Below are 21405 nucleotides of genomic sequence, written 5' to 3'. Positions count from 1 at the left end.
CTCGGCAAAATTCGGTTCTCGTCGCGTGGGGATCGATGGGGCATGTCTCTTACCGGGAAGAAGGAGCTTTTGCCATGCCGATGATCTGGCTGGATGCCCGGAACATGAACCGGACTGGTGGCACTGGTGTGGCACGCTATACGGAACTCACCGCCGAATGTCTGGCCGGGGCGGGCATGCAGCCGAGCTACCTCACCGACTACGCCCCCGGCATGGCCCCGGCTAACCCGCACACGCCGGCCCGCCAGATCTGGCGCCGGCTGCAAAGCCTGCGCCCGCATTACCGCGCGACCCTGCACTCTGCGAACCAGGGCGGGGCGGCCGATGGGGCAGGGCAGGCACCCAGTGCGGCAGCCTGGGCGGTCTGTCCCGACATTTTCCGCATCGCCCATGTCAAATTCACGCATCAGGGCACCCTGGCACGGGTCAGGACAGCCGCGCCGCCCGACATCATGCACTGGACCTATCCCCTGCCGATCCGGCTGGAAGGCGCGCGCAACGTGGTCACGGTCCACGATGCCGTGCCGCTGACCCATCCGGACCTGACGGGAATCGACTCCGAACGGTTCCGGCGCCTGATGATGCGCCTGGCCGAAAGCAGCGATGTGATCGTAACGGTTTCCGAAACCGCGCGGCAGGACATCATCACCCAGTGCGGCATCGCCCCGTCGCGCATCCACAACCTCTACCAGGCCGTGACGTTCTCCGAAGACGAACTGCGGCAGGCGCGCGCCGCCCGGCCGCCGGCCCCGCCGGGCTATTTCGTGCATGTCGGCCGGGTCGAGCGACGCAAGAACATCTGCCGCCTGGTCGCCGCCCACGCGCGCAGCGGCACGCGCCGGCCGCTGGTGCTGATCGGCCCCGACGGCGACGACAGGCCGGATTACGCACCGTTCGTCGGCGACACGCCGGTCATCCGCCTGCCCTGGAGCGATCGCGCCACCCTGATCCGGACGATGCAGGACGCCCACGCCCTGCTCTTTCCCTCCCTGGCCGAAGGATTCGGCATCCCGATCATCGAGGCGATGCTCCTGGGCACCCCGGTCCTGACCGCGCGCGGCGGCGCGACCGGCGAGATCGCGACGAAAGACGCCGCCATCCTGGTCGATCCGCTCGATGTCTCCGCCATCGCCGAGGGGATTCGCGTGCTGGATGGCTGGGGCGAGAACGATCCGGCCCGCCTGGCGCTGATTGCCAGAGGGGCGGCCCGCGCCACCCGCTTTTCGCCCGATGCCTATCTCGACCGGTTGCGCGGGTTTTACGATTCACTGATGTGACGCGCGCCATGCCGGCGGGGCCTGGCATGGCTCGTCCGGTGCTTCCTGGAGTTTCAGATGCGTATTCTCGTGACCGGCACGGCAGGTTTCATCGGGTTTCATGTCGCCAGACGGCTGCTGGAAGACGGCTACACGGTCATCGGCATCGACGGGATGACGGATTATTACGACGTTTCCTTGAAACGCCGGCGTCATGCCATCCTGCATCTGTTCGAGACTTTCACGTCCCACGAATTCATGCTGGAGGATGCGCGGGCGCTGGGCGAGGTGTTCGCGCAACAGGCGCCGCAGATGGTCCTGCATCTCGCCGCCCAGGCGGGCGTCTCCCACAGTCTGGACGCACCGGGCACCTATATCGGCTCCAATATCCTCGGCACCTATACGCTGCTGGAGGCCATGCGCCGCAACCCGCCCCTTCATTTCATGATGGCGTCGTCCTCCTCGGTCTACGGGGCGAACGCGGTCCTGCCTTTTTCCGAGGCCCATCGCTGCGATCATCCGCTGAGCCTGTACGCGGCGACCAAGAAGGCGGCCGAAGACCTGGCGCACGCCTATGCCAATATCTGGAGACTCCCCACCACCGTCATGCGCTTCTTCACCGTGTACGGCCCATGGGGGCGGCCGGACATGGCACTGTTCAGGTTCATCGCCAACATCCATGCGGGCCAGCCGGTCACGCTGTACAATAACGGCGAGATGGCACGCGATTTCACCTATATCGACGACGTGGTGGAAGCCGTCCTGCGCCTCTCCAGGGTCGCCCCCGAAAAAGCGGGGGAGAGCGATCCGGGGAGCAGCCCCGTGGCCCCCTATCGCGTGGTCAATATCGGCAACAGCCAGCCCGTCAGCCTGGCGGCATTCGTCGCGGCGATCGAAAAAGCGACCGGCCGGCCATGCGTGCGCCATTATCTGCCGATACAACCGGGCGACGTGCCCCGAACCTGGGCCGACTGCTCGGCCCTCGAGGCCCTGACCGGATTCCGTCCTTCCACGCCCCTTCAAACCGGCGTCGATGCGGTCGTCGCGTGGTACGACGCGCAATACGCGCCTTCCAGCCAGCGATAAACCCACCAGCGAGAAACCCGGGGCCATCCACCGGGGCCGGATGTTTCGGCGCGGAGACGAGCGTGCTAGGAGACGGGCGTGCTAACAGACTGTTTCATAAGTCTTCGACAGGAGGGTGGTGACATGCAGGCAGCACACGGGGGGACCGCCCGACCCTGCTTCGCCCTCCTCTCGGCGGGCCGTCCCCGCGCATGACCGGCTTCCTGCGGATACCGCCCTTCCACCGATCCGTGCCCGTGCTCGCCCGCGCGCGGCAGGACGTAGCACCTGCGTTCCCCGTTCCGGATGCGGAGCGGGAGGAATTGGCCGAGCGGATCTGTCGCGAACGGGTCGGCGGGTGTTTCTGGGCGCCGGCACCCACGCAGCGGCGTCCGGTCCTGGTCGTCCTGTCCCGCACGGCGCGCGCGCGCCATCGCGCCGTGGCCATGCTGAAGCACGTCCTGGCGGCCCATCCCGCGCGGGATGTCCTGCTGGTCCGCCGGGGACTGGCGGAGGTCGCCTCCGGGCTGGCTGGGCGCCTCGGCATCGCGCATGCGCCCTGGCAGAGCGATCCGCATGCGCTGCTCGACGGCGTAACGCGGGTCTATGCCGATTCGGTGGGCGATGTCGTGCGGCTGGCGGCCCTGCGCGGCCTACCTGTCGTGCTTGGGGCACAAGGCGGGCAGGAGCAGCCCTTGCTGCGGGCCGATGTGCTGGCCGATCTTCTGGACCGCACGGATTACGTCAGTCCCTACAGTTCCGCGCCAATCCCCTGTGCCGAGGCGATCACCCTGCTGGCCGACTGGCGCCGCACGATCCTGGTCAACCGCCAGATCGTGGCCTGCCTGGGCATGTCGCGATGGAAGCGGCGGCGCATCGCCGATTTCCTGGCGCAGGCGCCCGGCGCGCCCCCGTTCATCCCGGCTTTTCGCGCCGTCCTGCCGGGCGCCATCGCGGTCTGGGCAACGCGCCTGCCACCGGGGCTGGAGGACGATGCCCGCCGGGCCGGCATGCCTCTCTGGCGCGTGGAAGACGGGTTCGTCCGCTCCATCGGCCTGGGCAGCGCGCTGATGCCGCCATCCTCGATCACCCTCGACACGCGCGGAATCTATTACGATCCCGCGCGGGAGAGCGACCTGGAACATATCCTGGCGACCGCCTCCTTCGGCCCGGCGCTGCGCGCCCGCGCCCGGCGGCTCATCGACTCCCTGGTCCGGCTCGGCATTTCCAAATACGGCAGCGGCCAGGCCGCCCGCGTGTCCGAAACATGGGACAGCGGAGACCGGCGAACGATCCTGGTGCCCGGACAGGTGGCGGACGACCAGTCGGTGCGCTGCGGCGGCGGCCGGATCGGCGGCAATCTGGAACTGCTCCAGGCCGTCCGGCGACATAATCCTGACGCCTTTATCGTCTACAGGCCACATCCTGATGTCGAGGCAACGCACAGACTGGGCCACATGGAGGATTCCGTCGTCATGCAACTGGCCGATCGCATCGACCGGGGCGGGGCGATCCTCGATACGATCGGCCGGGTCGACGAGGTCCATACCCTGACCTCCCTTGCCGGGTTCGAGGCGCTTATGCGCGGACGGCGGGTTGTGACCTATGGCGCGCCGTTCTATGCGGGGTGGGGGCTGACGGTAGACCTGGGGGATGTTCCCGCACGCCGGACACGGCGCCTGTCCCTGGAAGACCTCGTTGCCGGAGTGCTGATTCTGTTCCCGCGCTATCTCGACCCGGTTACGCGACTGCCCTGCGGTCCGGAAGTTCTGATCGACCGTCTGCAAACCCCCGACCTGTGGCGCCCCACGCCATGGATGCGCGCGTTGGCCGCGCAGACGGCGCTGCGCAAGGCATGGGCGCGCATCCGGTCGGCCCGCCCCGTATGAGCGGCAGTGTGGCGCACGGTTCGCGACGGCCGGCCGACATCCTGCCCCGTCCGGTTCTGATGGATATCTCCCGCCTGCTGTCGCGCGCCGGCAGCGCGGTGCCGACGGGGATCGACCGTGTGGAACTGGAATATGCGCTGTATCTCATGCGCTTTCCCGCGTCCCAGGTCATGTTCGTGGCCTTTCACCCGATCGGGCGCATCGGCCTCATGCCGCGCCGGCTGACGGATCGTTTCCTGCGGACCCTCGCGCGGGCCTGGGCGGGCGGCACGCGGCCGTCGCGCACGGCGTCGCTGCTGGCCGGGCTGCTGTTGCAGGCCGCGGCCCTCGGGGCGGCCGGCCGTGCGAAACACCGCCGGACCTACCTGCTGCTTTCGCATCATCACCTGATGCGCGACGACGCGATCGAGGTTTTTCTGAAACGGGCCGATGCCACGATGGCGGTCATGGTCCACGACCTGATCCCGATCGAATATCCCGAATATGCCCGCCCGACCGAACCCGACCGCCATCGCCGCCGCATGGATACCGTGGGGCGGCTGGCGGAGCGCGTGATCGTCCCGTCCCGGCCGGTCGGGGAGGCATTGCGCGATTATCTGGCCCCCCACGGGCCTTGTCCGCCGGTCAGCGTGGTGCATCACGGCTGCCTTGTCCCGTCCAATGGTCCGGCATCGGTGGGCAATCTGGCGCCCGACGCCCCCTATTTCGTGATCCTGGGCACGATCGAGCCGCGCAAGAACCACCTGCTGCTGCTGAATCTGTGGCGCCAGATGGCGATGGAGGGCGGCACCACGCCCCTGCCGCATCTGGTGATCATCGGCCGACGCGGATGGGAAAACGAGAACATCCTGGACATGATCGAACGATGCCCCGCCTTGCAGGGGGTCGTGCATGAACATGCCACGTTATCCGACCAGGCCGTGGCGGGGCTGGTCCGGGGGGCGCGCGCGTTGCTGTTCCCGTCATTTGCCGAAGGGTTCGGCCTTCCGCTGCTGGAAGCATTGGCAATGGGCGTTCCGTGCCTGTGCAGCGACCTGCCGGTCTTTCGCGAAATCGCCGGGGACCTCCCGGTCTATCTCGATCCATTGGACGGCCCCGGCTGGCGACATGCGATCCGCGAACGGAGCGGGCATGACAGGGGGGCGGCCGCGCAGGCACCCCCGTCATTCGCCGACTGGCCGACCCAGGTGGTGGCCGGCCTCGCCGCCCTGGCCGTGATCGAGCGCGGAAACGGGCAATAGCGGAATCGCCGACAGGCGCGCCATGGGGCGTTCAAGGGACGGACGGACGGGGAAGGTGGGAACGGTTTGCTAAGTTTTCTGATGCTGCAAGGAAATGCCACGCCGTTCTTCTCCGAACTGGCGATTGCGCTCCGGGCAGCCGGCCATCATGTCCGCCGCATTGCCTTCAATGGCGGCGATGTCGTCTTTTCGCACGATGTCACATGGTTTCGCGGGCGCGAGCGCGCCCTGCCTGCCTTCCTCGAAAAGATCATCGCCGAGGACAAGCCGGACGGACTCATCCTGTTCGGCGACTGCCGCCCGATTCATCTCGTGGCAACCGACATCGCGCGCGCGCACGGCATCGCCATCTGGGTGTTCGAGGAAGGCTATCTCAGGCCCGGCTGGATCACGCTGGAGCCCCATGGCGTCAACGGCTTTTCGGCCCTGCCGCGCGATGCCGCGCATATCCGCGAACGGGGCCAGGCACCCTGGCCCCCCATGCATTACAACCCGCATTCCGATTTCCTGCGGCGCGCGGTCTACGATGTTTCCTATCACGGCCTGCGCGTGGCCATGGCGGCACTGTTTCCCCATGCGCGTTTCCATGCGGCGGTCAGTCCGTTCGTGGAATATGCGGGCTGGCTGCGGGACTGGACGGGGCGCCTGGTGCGCAAGCCCAAGGACGCGATCCTGCCCCAGGGGCCGTTCATGCTGGTGCCGATGCAACTGGATGGCGACTACCAGTTGCGGGTCCATTCGCCGTTTCGCGGCATGGCCGAGGCGCTGGAACAGATCCTGGCCTCCTTCGCCGCCCATGCGCCCGACACGCTCTCCCTGGTCGTCCGCCGCCATCCGCTCGATCCGCGCCTGACGGACTGGGAAGGGCTGATCACCCAGCGCACGCGCGCGCTGGGCATCGCGGCACGGGTCTATTTCATGGCCGATGGCCAGCTCGACCCCGTGCTGGACGCCAGCGAAGGGATCGTCACGGTCAACAGCACGGTCGGGCTTCTGGCCCTGCGGCGCGACCGCCCGGTCAAGATTCTTGGCGAAGCCATCTACGATGTTCCGGGGCTGACGTTCCAGGAGCCGCTGGACCTCTTCTGGCGCGCGGCCAGCAGACCCGATGCCGAACTGCTCGATGCGTTCTGCCGCATGCTGATCCAGGAAGTCCTGGTCGAAGGCGATTTCTTCACCCCCGAGGGGCGAGCCCTCGCGGTCGAGGGCTCGGTGCGGCGGATCGTGTCAGCCTATTCCGACAGGGCGCGCAGCGCCTGAGTCACGATCGAGACGGTCTGCGCGATCTGCTCGGGCGTGTGTGAGGCGCTGACGAAGAAGCGCAGCCGGGCCGCCTTCTCCGGCACAGCCGGGTGAATGATGGGCTGAACATTCAGCCCGCGCTCGAACAGCGCCTGCGACAACCGGCCGGCCAGCAGCGAACTGCCGGTGACCAGCGGCACGATGCCGTAGCCTTCCGAGGTGCCGGTATCGAATCCTGCCTCGCGGAACAGACGCAGCAACAGGGTTGCGTTCTCGCGCAGGCGCGCGATGCGCCAGGGTTCCTCGCGGATAATGTCCAGCGCCGCCATCGAGGCCGCCGCATTGGTCGGCGGCAGGCCGACGGAATAGACAAAGCCCGCGGCGGTGCGCTTCAGGTAGGTAATGATCTCGGCCCGGCCGGCAATATAGCCGCCGCACGAGATCAGGCTCTTGCTCAGCGTCCCCATCCACAGGTCGATCGCGTCGGGCGGCACACCGGCCTCTTCGGCAATGCCATGTCCGCGCGCGCCCAGCACGCCGGTCGAATGCGCCTCGTCCACCAGCGTCATGCAGTCGAATTCGCGGGCCAACGCCACGAAGGCCGCCAGATCAGGGATGTCGCCATCCATGCTGTAATGGCCTTCAAGCACCAGCAGCGCGCGCTTGTGCGCTCGGCGATGCATCCACAATTGCTCGCGCGCCGCCGCCACGTCGTTATGCGGAAACGCGATGCGCCGCGCACCCGACAGGATCGCGCCCTGGATCAGGCTGTTATGGGCCAGCGCATCATGGATGATCAGGTCGCCCGGCCGCATCAGTTGCGCCAGCGTGGTCACGTTGGTCGCGTGGCCCGACACCATCACCACGCAATCCTCGGCGCCATGCCAGTCGGCCAGCGCCCGCTCCAGTTCCCGATGGAACGGCCGCTCGCCAGAGACCATGCGGCTGGCGGAAACCGTCGTGCCGTAGCGGTGCAGGGCCGCTTCCACCTGGGCGATGACGCGCGGATCGCCATTCAGCCCCAGATAATCGTAGGACGAGAAATTGATGTATTCCCGCCCGTCGATCAGGGTGGTGGCGGCGGCCAGCCCGTCATGCTGGCGAAAGAACGGGTCGGAAACGCCCAGCGCCGCCGCCCGCTTGGCGATGAACTCCATTTCCTCCACGCCGGGCAGCGACCAGCCGCGCGTGCTGCTCTCCGCCGGTGCGCCGCCCGACAGGCTGGCCAGCAGCTTGATGCGTTCGCCCAGCCGCCGGCCGAATTTCGGTCCTGTCATCGAGTCGTTTCTTCTTCGTTCGAAAACACGGGCTCGGGCGTCCCGGTCCCTTCGGCAACCTCGCCGGCCTCGACCACCACGTTCCGTTCCTCGTCCGAGGCCAGATGGCGCGCCATCACGGCCTCGTCCGGCGTGGCGGCGGCGGCTTCCTGCCCCTTGTTGCCCAGCAGGGTGGAGACCTGGCGCGCAACGCGCCGCACCGTCATTTCCTGCCAGGCAAAGCCGGGCAGCGACACGCCCAGCCGGCGTTCCAGCCCCAGCGCCAGTTCGACCGCCGTCAGCGAATCCATGCCCAGTTCAGCCAGCGGCTGGTCCAGGGGCAGGGCCTCGCGGTCGGTCTGCATGATGCGGGTCAGCTCGCCCAGGATCAGGTCGGCGACGATCTCTTCCCGCCGTTCCTCGGTGGCCGTGGCCAGCAGGCTCATCAGGTCGCCGCTATCGCCGTCTTCGTCCCGGCGCCGCGCCACGGCGCCGAACAACGGCTCGCTCAGGATCGGCAGGCTGCCCGTGGCCTGCCAGTCCATTTCCGCCAGCACCGGCCAGGGGTCGGACGAGGCCAGCAGGTCGGGCAGGGCATCCAGCGCCGCCATCGCGCGCATCGAACGCGCGCCCAGCCGCCGGTCCAGCGCCTCGCGCGCCGCTTCGTTGCGTTCCAGGAAACCCGCATCGGCGATCGGCCCCCAGCGCACGGCGCAACCGGGCAGGCCCGCATCCCGCCGGCGCTGGATCAGCGCCTCGACCGCCGCATTGGCCGCCACATAGGCACCCTGACCCGGCGCGCCGAGCGTGATGGTGGCGGAGGAGAAGACCAGGAACAGCGCCAGCGGATCATCCCGCGTCAGCGCGTCCAGCGACAGCGCGCCGGCCAGCTTGGCCTGTACCGAAGCCGTCACCTGTTCTTCGGATAGCGTCGCCACCAGCCCGTCCGCCACCGTCACGGCGGCATGCACGATCCCGCCCAGAGGCGGCATGGTGGCGCGGATCTCGGCAATCAGCGCCGCCAGCGCCGCATGGTCGGTCACGTCGCAGGCCCGCACCTCCACGGTCCGCGCACCGGCTTCCAGCAGCGTTTCGCGCAACGCCGCCACGCCTTCGGCCGCCGGCCCGCGCCGGCTCACCAGCACCAGATGGCGCGCCCCACGGGTCACGAGCCACCGCGCGGCCCGCGCGCCGAAGCCGCCGGTCCCACCCGTCACCAGCATGGTGCGGTCGGCCGGCAGATCCAGCGCGGGCGGCACATGCACCGGTCCCCTCGTCAGCACGATCTTGCCGACATGCGCCGAGGTCCGCATCAGCGCGAACGCATCCGTCGCGGCCGAGGCCGGGAAGGCGGTATAAGGCAGCGGCCCGATCGCCCCATCCTCAAGCAGCGTATGCAGGCGGTCGGTCACGGTCGAAACCAGGTCCGGCCGGTGCCGCACCAGCGCATCCACGTCGATCGCGTGGTAGCTGACATTCTGCCGCAGCGGGCCGATACCGACGCGCGTATTGGCCAGGAAGTCGCGCTTGCCCAGTTCCAGGAAGCGGCCGAACGGGCGCACCAGTTCCAGGCTGCGCTCCATGGCCTCGCCGCTCAGGGCATTGAGCACCACATCCACACCCAGCCCACCGGTCGCGGCCAGCACATCGGCCCCGAAGCGCAGCGACCGGCTGTCCAGCACGGTCTCGATCCCCAGTTCGCGCAGGGCCGCCCGCTTGGCGGGCGAGCCGGCGGTGGCGATGATGCGCGCGCCGACATGGCTGGCGTACTGAATGGCCGCCAGACCGACACCGCCGGCGGCGCCATGGATCAGGATCGTCTCGCCCGCCCGCAACTGGCCAACGGTCTCCAGCGCATAGAGCACGGTCAGATACGTCACGGGGATGGTCGCACCCGCCGCGAAGGACAACCATTCCGGCAGCGCGAAGACGCTGCGCCGGTCGGTCACCACCCGGCTGGCATGGGCGGCGGCGGCCAGCGCCATCACCCGGTCGCCGGGGGCAAGGTCGGTCACCTCCGCACCCACCGCCAGCACGGTCCCCGCACATTCCATGCCCAGCGTGGCGCCGGCAAAACCGTCCAGCAGCAATTCGTCAGGCAACATGCCGATGGCCGAGAGCACATCGCGATAGTTCAGGCCGCTGGCCTGCACGTCGATCACCACGTCGCGCGGACCGGGTTCGACCCGAGGTTCCGGCATCCAGCACAACCGGTCCAGCGGGCCGGGCACGGGCTGGATCAGCCGCACATCCCCCTGCGGGCCGGCGGCGCGGGCCGGCAGACCCTCGCGCAGGCGGCGCACAAAGCGTCCGTCCGCCGTCCAGCGCACTTCGCGCTCGTCATCGGTCGCATTGCGCTCCGCGTCCAGCGCCGCCGCAACCGCCGTCTCCGACAGGCCGGCGGACAGATCGATCCGGCGACAGCGCAGGGCAGGGAACTCGTTGGCGATCGTCCGGCCCAGGGCAATACGCGCGGCCTCATGCGGCGTGGCCGCCGCATCGCGGGTCACGATCGCCAGGCACTCTCCGGCTTCGGCGGCGGCACGGGCATCGCGGGCCAGCGCCAGCATCGCCTGCGCGGTGCGCGCGGTGTCATCCCCGGCATCCTGCGCGGGAGCATGCGACACGCGAATCACCGGGGCGGCCGAGACGGCCTCACCCTCGGATTCTTCCGCCTCGATCGCGACCGCCGCCAGCAGGGCAAGCGGGAAGGGCGCCTGGGCGGGCACGCTTTCGGCCACCGCGCGCAGGCGGTGCGGCAGGTCGCGCCAGGCGCCGATCGTCAGCAGCGGCTCGGGCGACAACGCGCGCAAGGTGGCCCATCCCGCATCCTCGGCGGCTTCCACCACCAGGATCAGGCCGCCCGGCGCCAGCCGATCGGCATGGGCCAGCGTCGCCGCCGGCACCTGGCCATGCAGACCGGGCGCATAGGCAACCAGCACGTCATACGCACCGGCCGGCACGGTCTCGGCCATGACGATGCCGGGCAGATGCGCCAGCACGCTCGGCCGCAGCCGCGCCTGCCGCTCGCGGTTCGGCTCCAGGATCGTGTAGTCCAGCCGGCCCGGCAGGTCTGCCAGACGCGGAACGAGCTGCCGCGTCAGCGCGGCGCGGTCGGCATGCAGTTCCAGCACGCGCAGCGGGCGATCCTGCGGCCAGTCCCGCGCATAGGCCGCGATGGTGGTCGCGATCTGCTCGGCCGCCAGTTCCACACTGCGACCGGACAGCAACTGCCGGAACGCCACGTCGGGGAAGGCATCGTCGGCGGCAACCGCCGCATTCTTCCGCTCGTCGATCCACGCCAGCAGCAAAGCCGCCGGCAACCATTGCGGCAGGTCGAGGAAAAGCGTCTGCCACAACCGCGCGGCATCCGGAGCATCGCCGGCCGGCGAAGTCTGTCCAGACAGGATCGTATGCGCCAGCAGTCCGGCATCCTTGTCGTCCGCATCGCCGACCGGCGTTTCCATGGCCGGGCGCAGCGCCAGAAACCGCTCGTCGGAGAGCGGAGCCGACGCCACGGGAGACGGCAGCCAGACCTCGTGGAAACTGCGCTCGGCCACCGGCACCGGCCGTTCGCCCGGCATGCGGGTAAACCAGCAGCCGGTCGCCGACAGCACGGCACGGCCGCTGGCATCCAGCATCACGATGTCGGCCTCGGTCTCGCGCGGGCCGGATGTCGTCACGGCAGCCTGTCCACGGGCAGCCGGCCCGGCCGACAGGTCCAGCCGGATCACGTCGAACTTACGCGGCAGCGGCGCTTCGGCCGCATCGGCATGGTTGACCGCCAGCCCGACCAGCGCCTGGAAAGTCCCGTCCAGCGCCGTCGGGTCCAGGGTCAGCCCGTCGAGCGGCGCCGCGCCCGTCAGGGTCGCCTCGACCCGCCCCTCGGCCATCGAAATCGCACCGACACGGCGGAAAGCCGGCCCATAAGCCAGTCCGGCGGCACGCGCGACGGCATAGAGCGCATCACCGGTCATGTCGGTATCGGTCGCGGCCGCCGGCAGGGCCGCGGGCGCAACCGGCGACAGGCCGGCACGCGCGGTGGCATGGCGCGTCCAGACCGCGTGCGACAGCCGGGGCCGGCTGTCGATGGTCACCGCGCCGTCCGCCGCCAGCCGCACCCGGATCTCGCGCAACTGCGTCTGTTCGATGATCACCGGACGCAGGATCTGGAAATCGCGCAATTCCAGAATCTCGGCCTCGGGCCACGTCGCCCGCGCGGCGGTAAAGGCGAATTCGATCAGGCAGGCAGCCGCCAGAACGATCGTCTCGCCCACCTTGTGGTCGGCCAGCCAGGGCTGCACCGCGCCATCCAGATGCGCGGTCCACTCGCTGGCATCCGCCTTGCCATGACCGCCCAGCAGGGGATGCGTACCCTGCTGGTTCCACAGCACGGCCAGCGCTTCCTCGGTCGGTTCATACCAATGCCGCTCGCGCTGCCACTGCACGCCGGGCAGGCCCCGCACATGCGCCGGCCCCGCGAAATGCGCCGCGGACAGAATGTCGCAGCCCGCCGCGAAACATGCCAGCGCGGTGCGCGGGAACGGATCGGTCGTAATCTTGGCCGGCACCGCCGGCATCACGCGCGACTGCGTATCGCCCCCCCGCAGAATGTCGCGCAGATAATGCTGGAGCACCGGACGAGGGCTGATCTCGATAAAGACCGAGCCCCCTTCGGCCGCCGCCTGACGCACCGATTCCGCAAACAGCACCGGCGCGCGGACATTCCGCCACCAGTAATCGGCATCGGGCAGGACCGTGAAAGGCTGGCTGGTCACGGTCGAGATCATCAGTCGCTCGGGCTGGCGTGCGGTGATCGCACCCAGATCGCGGATCAGCGCCTCGGCAATCCGGTCCATATGGCTGCTATGATACGCATACCCCACCTTCAGGCGGTGGATCAGCAGTGAGGAACTGCCCTTCGCCGCTTCCAGTCGGTCCAGCGCCTCGGCCTCGCCGGCCACCGCCAGCGCGTTGGGTGCGTTGAAGGCCGCAATCTCCAGCGTCGGCCCGGCTTCGGCCAGAAGCCGCCGCGCCTCCTCGGCATCGCCATGGAGCGCGATCATGCCCCCACCGGGCGCGGTGGCCTGATGGCGGCTGCGCAGCGCAACGATGCGCGCGGCCTCGTCCATCTCCAGCATGCCGGCATGCACGCCGCCCGCGATTTCCCCGACGCTATGGCCAACGACGATATCGGCCTTGAGTCCCTGCTGTTCCAACCCGCGCAGAACGCCGATCTGGAACGCAAACAGCATCGGCTGGGCGACATCGGCCGGATCGGCCGACCAGTCGCCCGAGCGCATCGCCTCCAGAACCGACCAGCCGAGATGCGGACGCAATGCCACATCCGCCTCCGCCACTCCGGCGGCGAAAACGGGGCTGATCTCCAGCAGATCCCGCCCCATGCCCGAGAACTGGCTGCCATTGCCGGAAAAGACAAAGACGGTGCGCGCCTGCGCAAGGGCCTGCCCGGTGACGACATCGGCCTGGGCGCGGGTCTCCACCCACGTCGCCAGCGCCGCGCGCATCTCCGCCGCGTCCCCACCGGGAACGCCCAGCCGATGCGGCAGGTGGGCGCGTCGCGTCGCCACGCCGCGCAGTTCGGAATCGGTCCAGGTCCGCGTGGACCAGACCCGCGCGAGACTGGCCAGACCAGCCTCGGAACGCGCGGACAGCAGCAACGGCACGGCATCGTCCGACGCCGGCGCGGCGGCCGGCGCGTCTGCCGGTTCGATCGGCGCGCTGGCCAGAACCACATGGGCATTGGCGCCGCCGAAACCGAAATTATTGACCCCGGCAATCAGCGGGCCATCGTCAAGCGGACGCGCCTCGGTGACGACTTCCAGATTAAGCTCGGCGAAGGGAATGGCCGGGTTCGGGTTCGCGCAATGCAGCGAGGCGGGCAGGCGCCGGTTCTGGAGCGCAAGCATGGCCTTCAACATGCTGACCAGGCCCGATGCCGGTTCCAGATGGCCGAGATTGGTCTTGATCGAACCGATCGGCAGCGCCGTGGCGCGCAACTGGCCCAGGGCCTTGCCCAGCGCCGTCGTCTCGACCGGATCTCCCGCCTGGGTGCCGGTGCCGTGGGCCTCCACGAAGGCGACCTGATCCGGCGAGACACCGGCCCGGTCATAAACTTCGCGCAACAGATCGGCCTGGGCCTGGGCACTGGGGAAGGTCAGGCCCGGCGTCCGCCCATCGGCATTGATCCCGCTGGCCATGATCACCGCGCGAACATCGTCGCCATCCCGCCGCGCCGCCGACAGCGGCTTGAGCAGCAGCATGACGCCGCCCTCGCCACGGACATAGCCATCGGCATCGGCACTGAAGGCATGGCAACGCCCGGTCGGGGACAGCATGCTGGCCGCGCAGAAGCCGATGAAGGGATAGGGCGTCAGCAGCATGCTCACACCGCCGACCAGCGCCACGTCCGTGCGGCCCGCGCGCAGATCCTCGCAAGCCTCATGCAGGGCGAACAGCGACGACGAGCACGCCGTATCGATGGTCATGCTCGGCCCATGCAGCCCCAGCGCATACGACACGCGATTGGAGAAGATGCTCAGCGTGTTGCCGGGCATGAAATAGGCGTTGCCCGACGAAGGGTCGGTCAGGCGCAGATTGGCATATTCCAGGCCCGACGCGCCGACATACACACCGGCCGACGCGATGCGCTCCGCCGTAGTGCCGGCATCTTCCAGGGCTTCCCAGGCCAGTTCCAGCAACAGCCGTTGCTGCGGGTCCATCTGCCGGGCCTCGCGGGCCGAAATGCCGAAAAAGGCGGCATCGAACAGTTCGATCTCGTCCAGGGTCGAGGCACGGGTGGCATAGAACTTGCCCGTCTCGCCGCGACGAGGATGCCAGTAATCCCTTAATGGAAAGCGATTCTCCGGGATCGGCCGCACGCTTTCGCGTTCCTCGTCCAGCAGCTGCCACAGGCTGGTAACGTCCGGCGCCCCGGGAAGGCGGCAGGATGCGCCGACGATGGCGATGGGCTCATCCCGAGTAGTGGTCTTGGGCTCGGACGTCGAACTGTTATGCATGAAGAGATATGTGTCCCAATGCGATGATCGGATTACGATGTAACGCGGTCGGGTCGGGGGGAAAAGCCATATCGGCGTTGAAAAAATAGTTCCGCGCGTTTCATGTGCTTCCCTCGCCCGTAAACAAGGCGTCAATGTCGGAACAGGCAATGGTCTTCTGCTGTAAGTATATGGTGGAATACGAACTTCAGATTTCCAGCGACTGCCAGCTATCACGTTTTGCCTAAATTTTAGTCATATTCTCGCCTATTGAAACGGCATCTGTCATGATTGCCCGACAGGAGCCACGCGCGTCCGGACATCGAGCCTGACCGGCGGTGCCGGCATCTGGCTGTCCATTCCCGGCGATTGGCAGTCATGCAACGCTTTACGACAGTCTGGCATCGTCTGGCCGACCTTCAGGCGATCACCGCGCTTCTCTCCTTCGGTAGCCGCCGCCGGTAAAACGAACAGGCCCGCCGACCAGCCACGTACCGGGCTCTGTAGGTACAAATTCTTTAATATCTGTGTTCTTTTTATGTCTTCTGGCGGCTGGGGGCCGAAACGACCCTCTCCATGCAGGCGCGTGGAAGACATATCAGCATCCCGCTCGCCAGACACGCCGGGAAAGCAGGGCAGGGAGCGTGAAACGCATCCCGGCGCAATGATGGTGTCCGCGGCGGGATTCGAACCCACGGCCCCAGGATTCATCCCACTTCGGCTTTCACCGCCGCCATCCGAAAATGGCGTTCGTGGTCTGGACTGTCCCTTCACCCTAAGCCCGAAGGCCGACAGGTGCCGCCCGTCCAGTCTCTACACCTTCCCGGCAGGACCGGGCTTGGCTCGGGATCGGCACGACACACGGTGTCAGAGCGTTCCCCGAATTTGAGCGGATCCGTCATGAGGTTTCCCGCCATGACGCCCAATTTGAAAACCAGGAATCCTGTGCTCTATCCTGCTGAGCTACGCGGACACACGCTCTGCTTCTAGCCGAGCACAGGGATTCGGGCAAGCGCCTCCGCGGCCGGAAGGCGCGTCAGCGGTCGCGGCGCAGCATCGAAGCGGTCGCGGCCAGCCGCGCGATATGCCGGCGGCATAATGCCAGGTCGGGCGACCCGGTCTGCTTGCAGTCCTTCTCCAGCGCCTGGGTCTGTTCGGCGGCATCCATCAGACGCTCGGCGCTCCAGAGCGACAACGCCTGGCCAAAGGATTCGGTCCGCTTGAAGAACACGGGCGGCCGCAATCCCCGCATCGCATCCGCCCGGCTCTGCCCCGAATCCATCGCGATCCGCGCGCGCCTCAGCCGGTGCAGGTGCGACAGCAGCGCCCGCGCAACGGCGATCGGACTGGTGCCTTCGGCCAGCGCCCGCTCGATCGCGGTATCGGCGCCGGCCCGATCGCCGGCGGTGGCGGCATAGGCCGCATCTTCCAGCGACACGCCGGCGGCATCGCCGATGCAGGTACGCACATCGTCCAGCGTCAGATGCCCGCCCCGCCCGGCATAGAGCGCCAGTTTCTCAACCTCGCCCCGCATCGCGGCCCGATCCGGCCCCAGCAACCCGGCGAACCACGCCAGCGCATCGGCGTCGATGCGGATCTCCTCTTCCCCAAGGCTCTGGCGAATCGTGCCTTCCAGCGCCCGGCCTTCCTCGGGATAACAGCCGATGGCCGCGCAACCGGCCTGGGCTTCGACCAGCGCGCGCAGGCGCGAGCGACTGGCAAGGCCGGGGGCTTCGATGATGACCAGCGTATCGGACTCGCGGGCCAGGCTGGCCTTCAACGGCGCCGTCAGACTGTCTCCCCCGTCGCGCACCCAGACGACCCGCCGCCCGCCGCTGAGGGAAAGAGAGAAGATTTCCTCTTCCAGCCGCTCCGCCGCATCCCGGTCCAGCACCGCGACGCGAAAGGGATCGTCCAGTTGCGGGGCAATGGCGGTCGCGGCCTGGCGGGCGCGCTCGCGGATCAGCCCGGTATCCTCGCCATGCAGCAGAATGGCCCTGAGCGCGCCGGGCTCGCGCAGGACCCTGGCGACCGAGCGCGCGTCGATCTTCACTGGCTGTTGACTGTTCCGTTGCCCGGATCGCCGCCCGCCGTGCCGGACGGATCAGGCGAGGACCGGCCGATAGCCATGCCCGGCAGACCATCTTCACCGACCGACTGACGCGGGATTTCGGTGCTGGAATTGGGCATCACGTTCGGGTCGACATAGGTTGCCTGCGGCATCACCGTCCGCTGGGCGGGGGCGGCATGGGTCCTGAACCAGATCGCAAGCTGCTGGGTAATCCGGTCGGCGACCGCCTGGGCCACCCGGCGCGCCAGCGCGGTCTGGTTCAGGTTCTGGGCGAAATACTGCTCGAACGTCTCGTTTTCGCCGTCCATGACCTGGGTATCGCCCTGGGTCACCAGCATCGGGGTGGGCGCGACGGTATAGAGCACCCAGTGCGCGTGGGCGGTGGCACGGGTCCGGCCGGTCGTGTTGTCCGAATGGATGTCGATCGCTTCGTTCATCACATAGGAATTGACGCGCAACGTATAGCCGTTCGGGTCTTCCTGCTCGGCTCCGGCCAGGTTCTGTTGCAGGAACAGCCGCAATTCCTGCCCGTACCGTTCAGGGATGCTGGCCACGTAGATCTGGCGCAACTGATCGGGGATCGTCCCACCCGCGGCAGTGCTGCCGGCCGGCGACCCATACAGGGGCTGAAAGCCGCACCCGCCCAGCATCGTCACCATGGCCATCAGCACCGCCCGCCGCAGCGGGCGAGACGAACGGGGCGCGTCGGGACGGGGCAGATGCGGCATCCGATCAGCCCGCGATCACGAAATTGACGATGCGGTTGGGCACATGAATGCGCTTGACGATGCGCTTGCCCTCCAGCAGCCGCGCCACATTGGGCTCGTTTTCCGCCAGGGCGATCACCGTCTCGGCCGGCGCATCGGGCGGCGCGGCCACGGTCCCACGCAGCTTGCCCATGATCTGGACCGCGATGGTCAGCTCGCGCGCCACCAGCAATTCCGGTTCGGCCACCGGCCACGGACGATCGACGGCCGGCGCCTGGCCGGGCTCCAGCAGGGCCAGCATCTCTTCCGCCTGATGGGGCACCATCGGCGCGGCCAGCAGGCACAGGCTCAGCGCGGCCTCGCGCCGGGCATACGCCATGCCGGCATCGTCGGCCGCGCGCTCGGCATCCGCCAGGGCGGAGGTCAGCTCATGCAAACGCGCCACCGCCACGTTGATCGCAAAGCCTTCCAGCGCCTCGCTCACGGCCGCGATGGCACGATGGGTGGCCCGGCGCAGCGTGTCGGCGGCTTCAGAGAATGCAGTCTCCGGGGCCGCCTCCGGGGCAGCAGCGGCCGGAACGGTCTCGGCCACGACCCGCACCACGCGATAAAGCCGTTGCAGGAAGCGCGCCGCACCGGCCACGCCAGCCTCGGTCCACTCCATGTCGCGTTCCGGCGGGCTGTCCGACAGCACGAACCAGCGCGCGGTATCGGCCCCGAACCGCTCGATGATCGCCACCGGCGCCACGGTGTTGCGCTTGGATTTGGACATCTTCTCAACGCGGCCGATCGTCACCGGCGCACCGGTTTCCCGATGCACCGCGCCATCGCCGCGCCGCTCGACCTCTTCGGGATACAGCCACAGCCCATCGGTATCGCGATAGCTTTCGTGATTGACCATCCCCTGGGTGAACAGACCGTCGAACGGCTCGTCCAGCCCCAGATGCCCCGTCTCCCGCATCGCCCGCGTAAAGAAACGGGCATAGAGCAGATGCAGGATCGCATGTTCGATCCCGCCGATATACTGGTCGACCGGCAGCCAGCCATCCGCCGCCGGGCGCACGGTCGGCGCGGCCGCGTGCGGGGCGGTAAAGCGGGCGAAATACCACGAACTGTCCACGAAGGTGTCGAACGTGTCGGTCTCGCGCGTGGCGTCGGCGCCGCAGCGCGGACAGGCGACATGCTTCCAGGTCGGATGATGGTCCAGCGGATTGCCCGGCCGGTCGAACGTCACGTCCTCGGGCAGGGTAACGGGCAACTGGTCGTCGGGCACCGGCACCGGGCCGCAGGCGGCACAATGAATAACCGGAATCGGACAGCCCCAGTAGCGCTGGCGCGAAATGCCCCAGTCCCGCAGCCGCCAGTTCTCGACTCCCCGGCCGACACCCAGCCCTTCCAGGCGGCTGATGGCCTCGGCCCGCGCCGCCCTGGTGTCCAGCCCGTCCAGAAAGCCGGAATTGATCATCGTGCCGTCACCGTCCCACGCCTTGGCGGTGATGGCGAAGGTCGATGCATCCTCGCCCGGCGGCAGAACGACGGGGCGGAAGGTCAGGTGATAGGCGTTGGCGAAATCCAGATCCCGCTGGTCGCCGCACGGACAGCCGAAAATGGCGCCGGTGCCGTAATCCATCAGCACGAAATTGGCGATCCAGACCGGAAAGCTTTCGTCGGGTATGAACGGATGCGACACACGCAGGCCGGTATCGAACCCGCGCTTCTCGGCCTTCTCGATCGCCTCCTCCGAGGTCCCGAGGCGGCGGCATTCGGCGATGAAGGCGGCGGCGTCCGCATTGTCGCGCGCAACCTTCGCGGCCAGCGGATGGTCGGGCGCGACGGCCAGGAACGCCATGCCGAACAGCGTGTCGGGCCGCGTGGTATAAACCTCGACCGAATCCAGGTCGGTATCGTACCCTTGGGGCGGACTATGCAGCCCGAAGCGCACGCGCGCGCCGACCGAACGCCCGATCCAGCGCTCCTGCATGACGCGCACCCGCTCCGGCCAGCGCGGCAGATGCGACAGCCCCTCCAGCAGGTCGGGCGCGAATTTGGTGATGCGCAGGAACCATTGCGAGAGCTTCTTCTTCTCGATCAGCGCGCCCGAACGCCAGCCGCGCCCGTCCACCACCTGCTCGTTCGCCAGCACGGTATGGTCCACCGGGTCCCAGTTCACCCAGCTTTCGCGCCGCTCGACCAGATCGCCCTGAAGCATGTCCAGAAACAGCTTCTGCTGCTTGCCGTAATATTCGGGCAGGCAGGTCGCGATCTCCCGGTCCCAGTTGAACGAGAAGCCCAGCCGCTTCAGCGTCCCGCGCATGGCGGCGATATTGTCCAGCGTCCAGGTCTGCGGATGCACGCCGCGCTCCCGCGCCGCGTTTTCCGCCGGCAGGCCGAAGGCGTCCCAGCCCATCGGATGCAGCACCGAAAACCCCTTGGCCCGCTTGAAGCGCGCCACCACGTCGCCCAGCGTGTAGTTGCGCACATGCCCCATATGAAGCTGCCCCGACGGATACGGGAACATCTCCAGCACGTAATATTTGGGGCGGTCGGCCGGCGGCACGTCGGGCACGTCGAAGGCGCCCGCCCGCTCCCACTCGGCCTGCCAGCGCGGTTCGGCCGTGCGGAAATCGTAGGAAGCGGGGGTCATTTCAGTCATGTCAGGGTCCAGGAGCACGGGCCGGGGCGTCACGGTCTGTCACGACCGGCCGATACGAAGCAGAAGGATGCCGGGCAACGGCCCGGCATCGTCCCCGGCGCGGGAACGCCGGGGGAAGGGGCTTACTTGCCGCCGCCATTATCGGCGCGAAGCTGCCGCGCCCGGATCAGGATTCGCGTCGTGATGTCCGACACCGTGTTCGGGGCAACCGGCGTATCGACCCACTGCCCATCCGTGAACGCCTGGCGGAAGACCGACACGCGCAGCGCGTCCGACCGCAGATTGCGCGACAGCACATAGGCCGTGATCTTGAAGCGTTCGTTCTTGGTGGCCGGCGGGGTGTACCAGTCCGTCAGGATCACGCCGCCGATGGCATCGGCCGAGGCGAAGGGCATGAACGACAGCGTATCGATCGCACCGCGCCACAGATAGGCATTCACGCCGCTCTTGCCGATCTGGTCGTCGCCGCCGCTGGCGGAGCGGTCCTGGGTGATCAGATGGTTCTGCGGCATCGCCAGCCCCGCGTCCGCGCGGCGCGGCGAGGAACATGCGGTCAGGCCCAGAATCGGGGAAAGGGCCAGCACGCCCAGCAGGCGGGCCGATGGCGAAAGGCGGTGAATGGCGGATGGCGGTCGAACGGTCATGTTGCCCCTGTGGTCCCCTCGGGTCTGGCCCCGCTGATGGATCGGCGGCCGTGGCGGTTCCTGCCCGTCCGGGGCCGGCGGTCGGACCACGGTTCAGCCGGTTTCACTGCCGTCTTCATATCCCGGAGCGCCATCCCCGCCAAGCCGGGCGGTGATTTTCTCCCTGCCGCACGCGCGGGCAACCAGGTCCCGGCGGCAACGGACGACCGGCAAGACCATCCCGAGCCTTGCCTTCACGGGTCCGGCCGGTTTGAAAAGACCCATCAGGCCGGGCCGCGCGGGGAGTCGCCGCGCGACGGCACGAAAGATTCGGCATGAAAGATTCGGAGGGGCGGCGTGGCAGGCATCGCGGGCAGGGGGGC

Annotated in this window: 11 protein-coding genes; 5 read left to right on the top strand and 6 right to left on the bottom strand. The window is 68.2% G+C overall.

Going from position 1 to position 21405, the window contains the following annotated elements; genetic code table 11:
- Positions 1-74: 74 nt before the first annotated feature.
- The 5 genes from ABF821_RS09410 to ABF821_RS09390 all read left to right on the top strand — a co-directional run bounded on the left by ABF821_RS09410 (position 75) and on the right by ABF821_RS09390 (position 6711).
- Entirely contained in the window at positions 75-1277 is a 1203-nt protein-coding gene (locus ABF821_RS09410) for a glycosyltransferase family 4 protein (protein WP_415529821.1), read from the top strand.
- Positions 1278-1334: 57 nt separating this feature from the next.
- Positions 1335-2342, top strand: coding sequence for an NAD-dependent epimerase/dehydratase family protein (locus ABF821_RS09405; protein ID WP_415529820.1), 1008 nt, complete (start codon positions 1335-1337; stop codon positions 2340-2342).
- 191 nt (positions 2343-2533) lie between these two features.
- Positions 2534-4210: a capsule biosynthesis protein gene (locus tag ABF821_RS09400; RefSeq protein ID WP_415529818.1), complete on the top strand. Its 1677-nt coding sequence runs from the start codon at positions 2534-2536 to the stop codon at positions 4208-4210.
- The gene (locus ABF821_RS09395; RefSeq protein ID WP_415529817.1) at positions 4207-5451 is read left to right on the top strand and encodes a glycosyltransferase family 4 protein; all 1245 of its coding nucleotides are present in this window, start codon (positions 4207-4209) and stop codon (positions 5449-5451) included. Before ABF821_RS09400 ends, ABF821_RS09395 begins: the two co-directional genes overlap by 4 nt.
- Before the next feature lie 66 nt (positions 5452-5517).
- Entirely contained in the window at positions 5518-6711 is a 1194-nt protein-coding gene (locus ABF821_RS09390; RefSeq protein ID WP_415529816.1) for a capsule biosynthesis protein, read from the top strand.
- Here ABF821_RS09390 and ABF821_RS09385 read toward each other — a convergent pair.
- From ABF821_RS09385 to ABF821_RS09360, 6 genes are all read right to left on the bottom strand, one after another.
- Positions 6684-7970, bottom strand: a complete 1287-nt coding sequence (locus ABF821_RS09385; protein WP_183009345.1) for an aminotransferase class I/II-fold pyridoxal phosphate-dependent enzyme — start codon at positions 7968-7970, stop codon at positions 6684-6686. The two genes, ABF821_RS09390 and ABF821_RS09385, sit on opposite strands and share 28 nt — an antisense overlap.
- Entirely contained in the window at positions 7967-14989 is a 7023-nt protein-coding gene (locus tag ABF821_RS09380) for an SDR family NAD(P)-dependent oxidoreductase (protein ID WP_415529815.1), read from the bottom strand. Before ABF821_RS09380 ends, ABF821_RS09385 begins: the two co-directional genes overlap by 4 nt.
- Before the next feature lie 1015 nt (positions 14990-16004).
- Positions 16005-17021, bottom strand: a complete 1017-nt coding sequence (gene holA / locus ABF821_RS09375; RefSeq protein WP_182972699.1) for a DNA polymerase III subunit delta — start codon at positions 17019-17021, stop codon at positions 16005-16007.
- On the bottom strand, positions 17018-17767 hold the full coding sequence (locus tag ABF821_RS09370) for a hypothetical protein (protein ID WP_415529814.1): 750 nt from the start codon (positions 17765-17767) through the stop codon (positions 17018-17020). The genes holA and ABF821_RS09370 overlap by 4 nt, the downstream gene beginning before the upstream one ends.
- Positions 17768-17771: 4 nt before the next feature.
- A complete protein-coding gene (gene leuS, locus ABF821_RS09365; protein WP_415529813.1) occupies positions 17772-20399 on the bottom strand; it encodes a leucine--tRNA ligase in 2628 nt (875 codons plus the stop codon).
- A 122-nt stretch (positions 20400-20521) separates the two neighbouring features.
- Complete coding sequence (locus ABF821_RS09360; protein WP_415529812.1) at positions 20522-21043, bottom strand: DUF3576 domain-containing protein; 522 nt, start codon at positions 21041-21043, stop codon at positions 20522-20524.
- Between the last annotated feature and the right edge of the window lie 362 nt (positions 21044-21405).

The sequence above is a fragment of the Gluconacetobacter sp. genome, assembly GCF_047721585.1.
Lineage (GTDB): Bacteria > Pseudomonadota > Alphaproteobacteria > Acetobacterales > Acetobacteraceae > Gluconacetobacter > Gluconacetobacter dulcium.
This window is presented reverse-complemented; position numbering and strand designations above follow the sequence as displayed.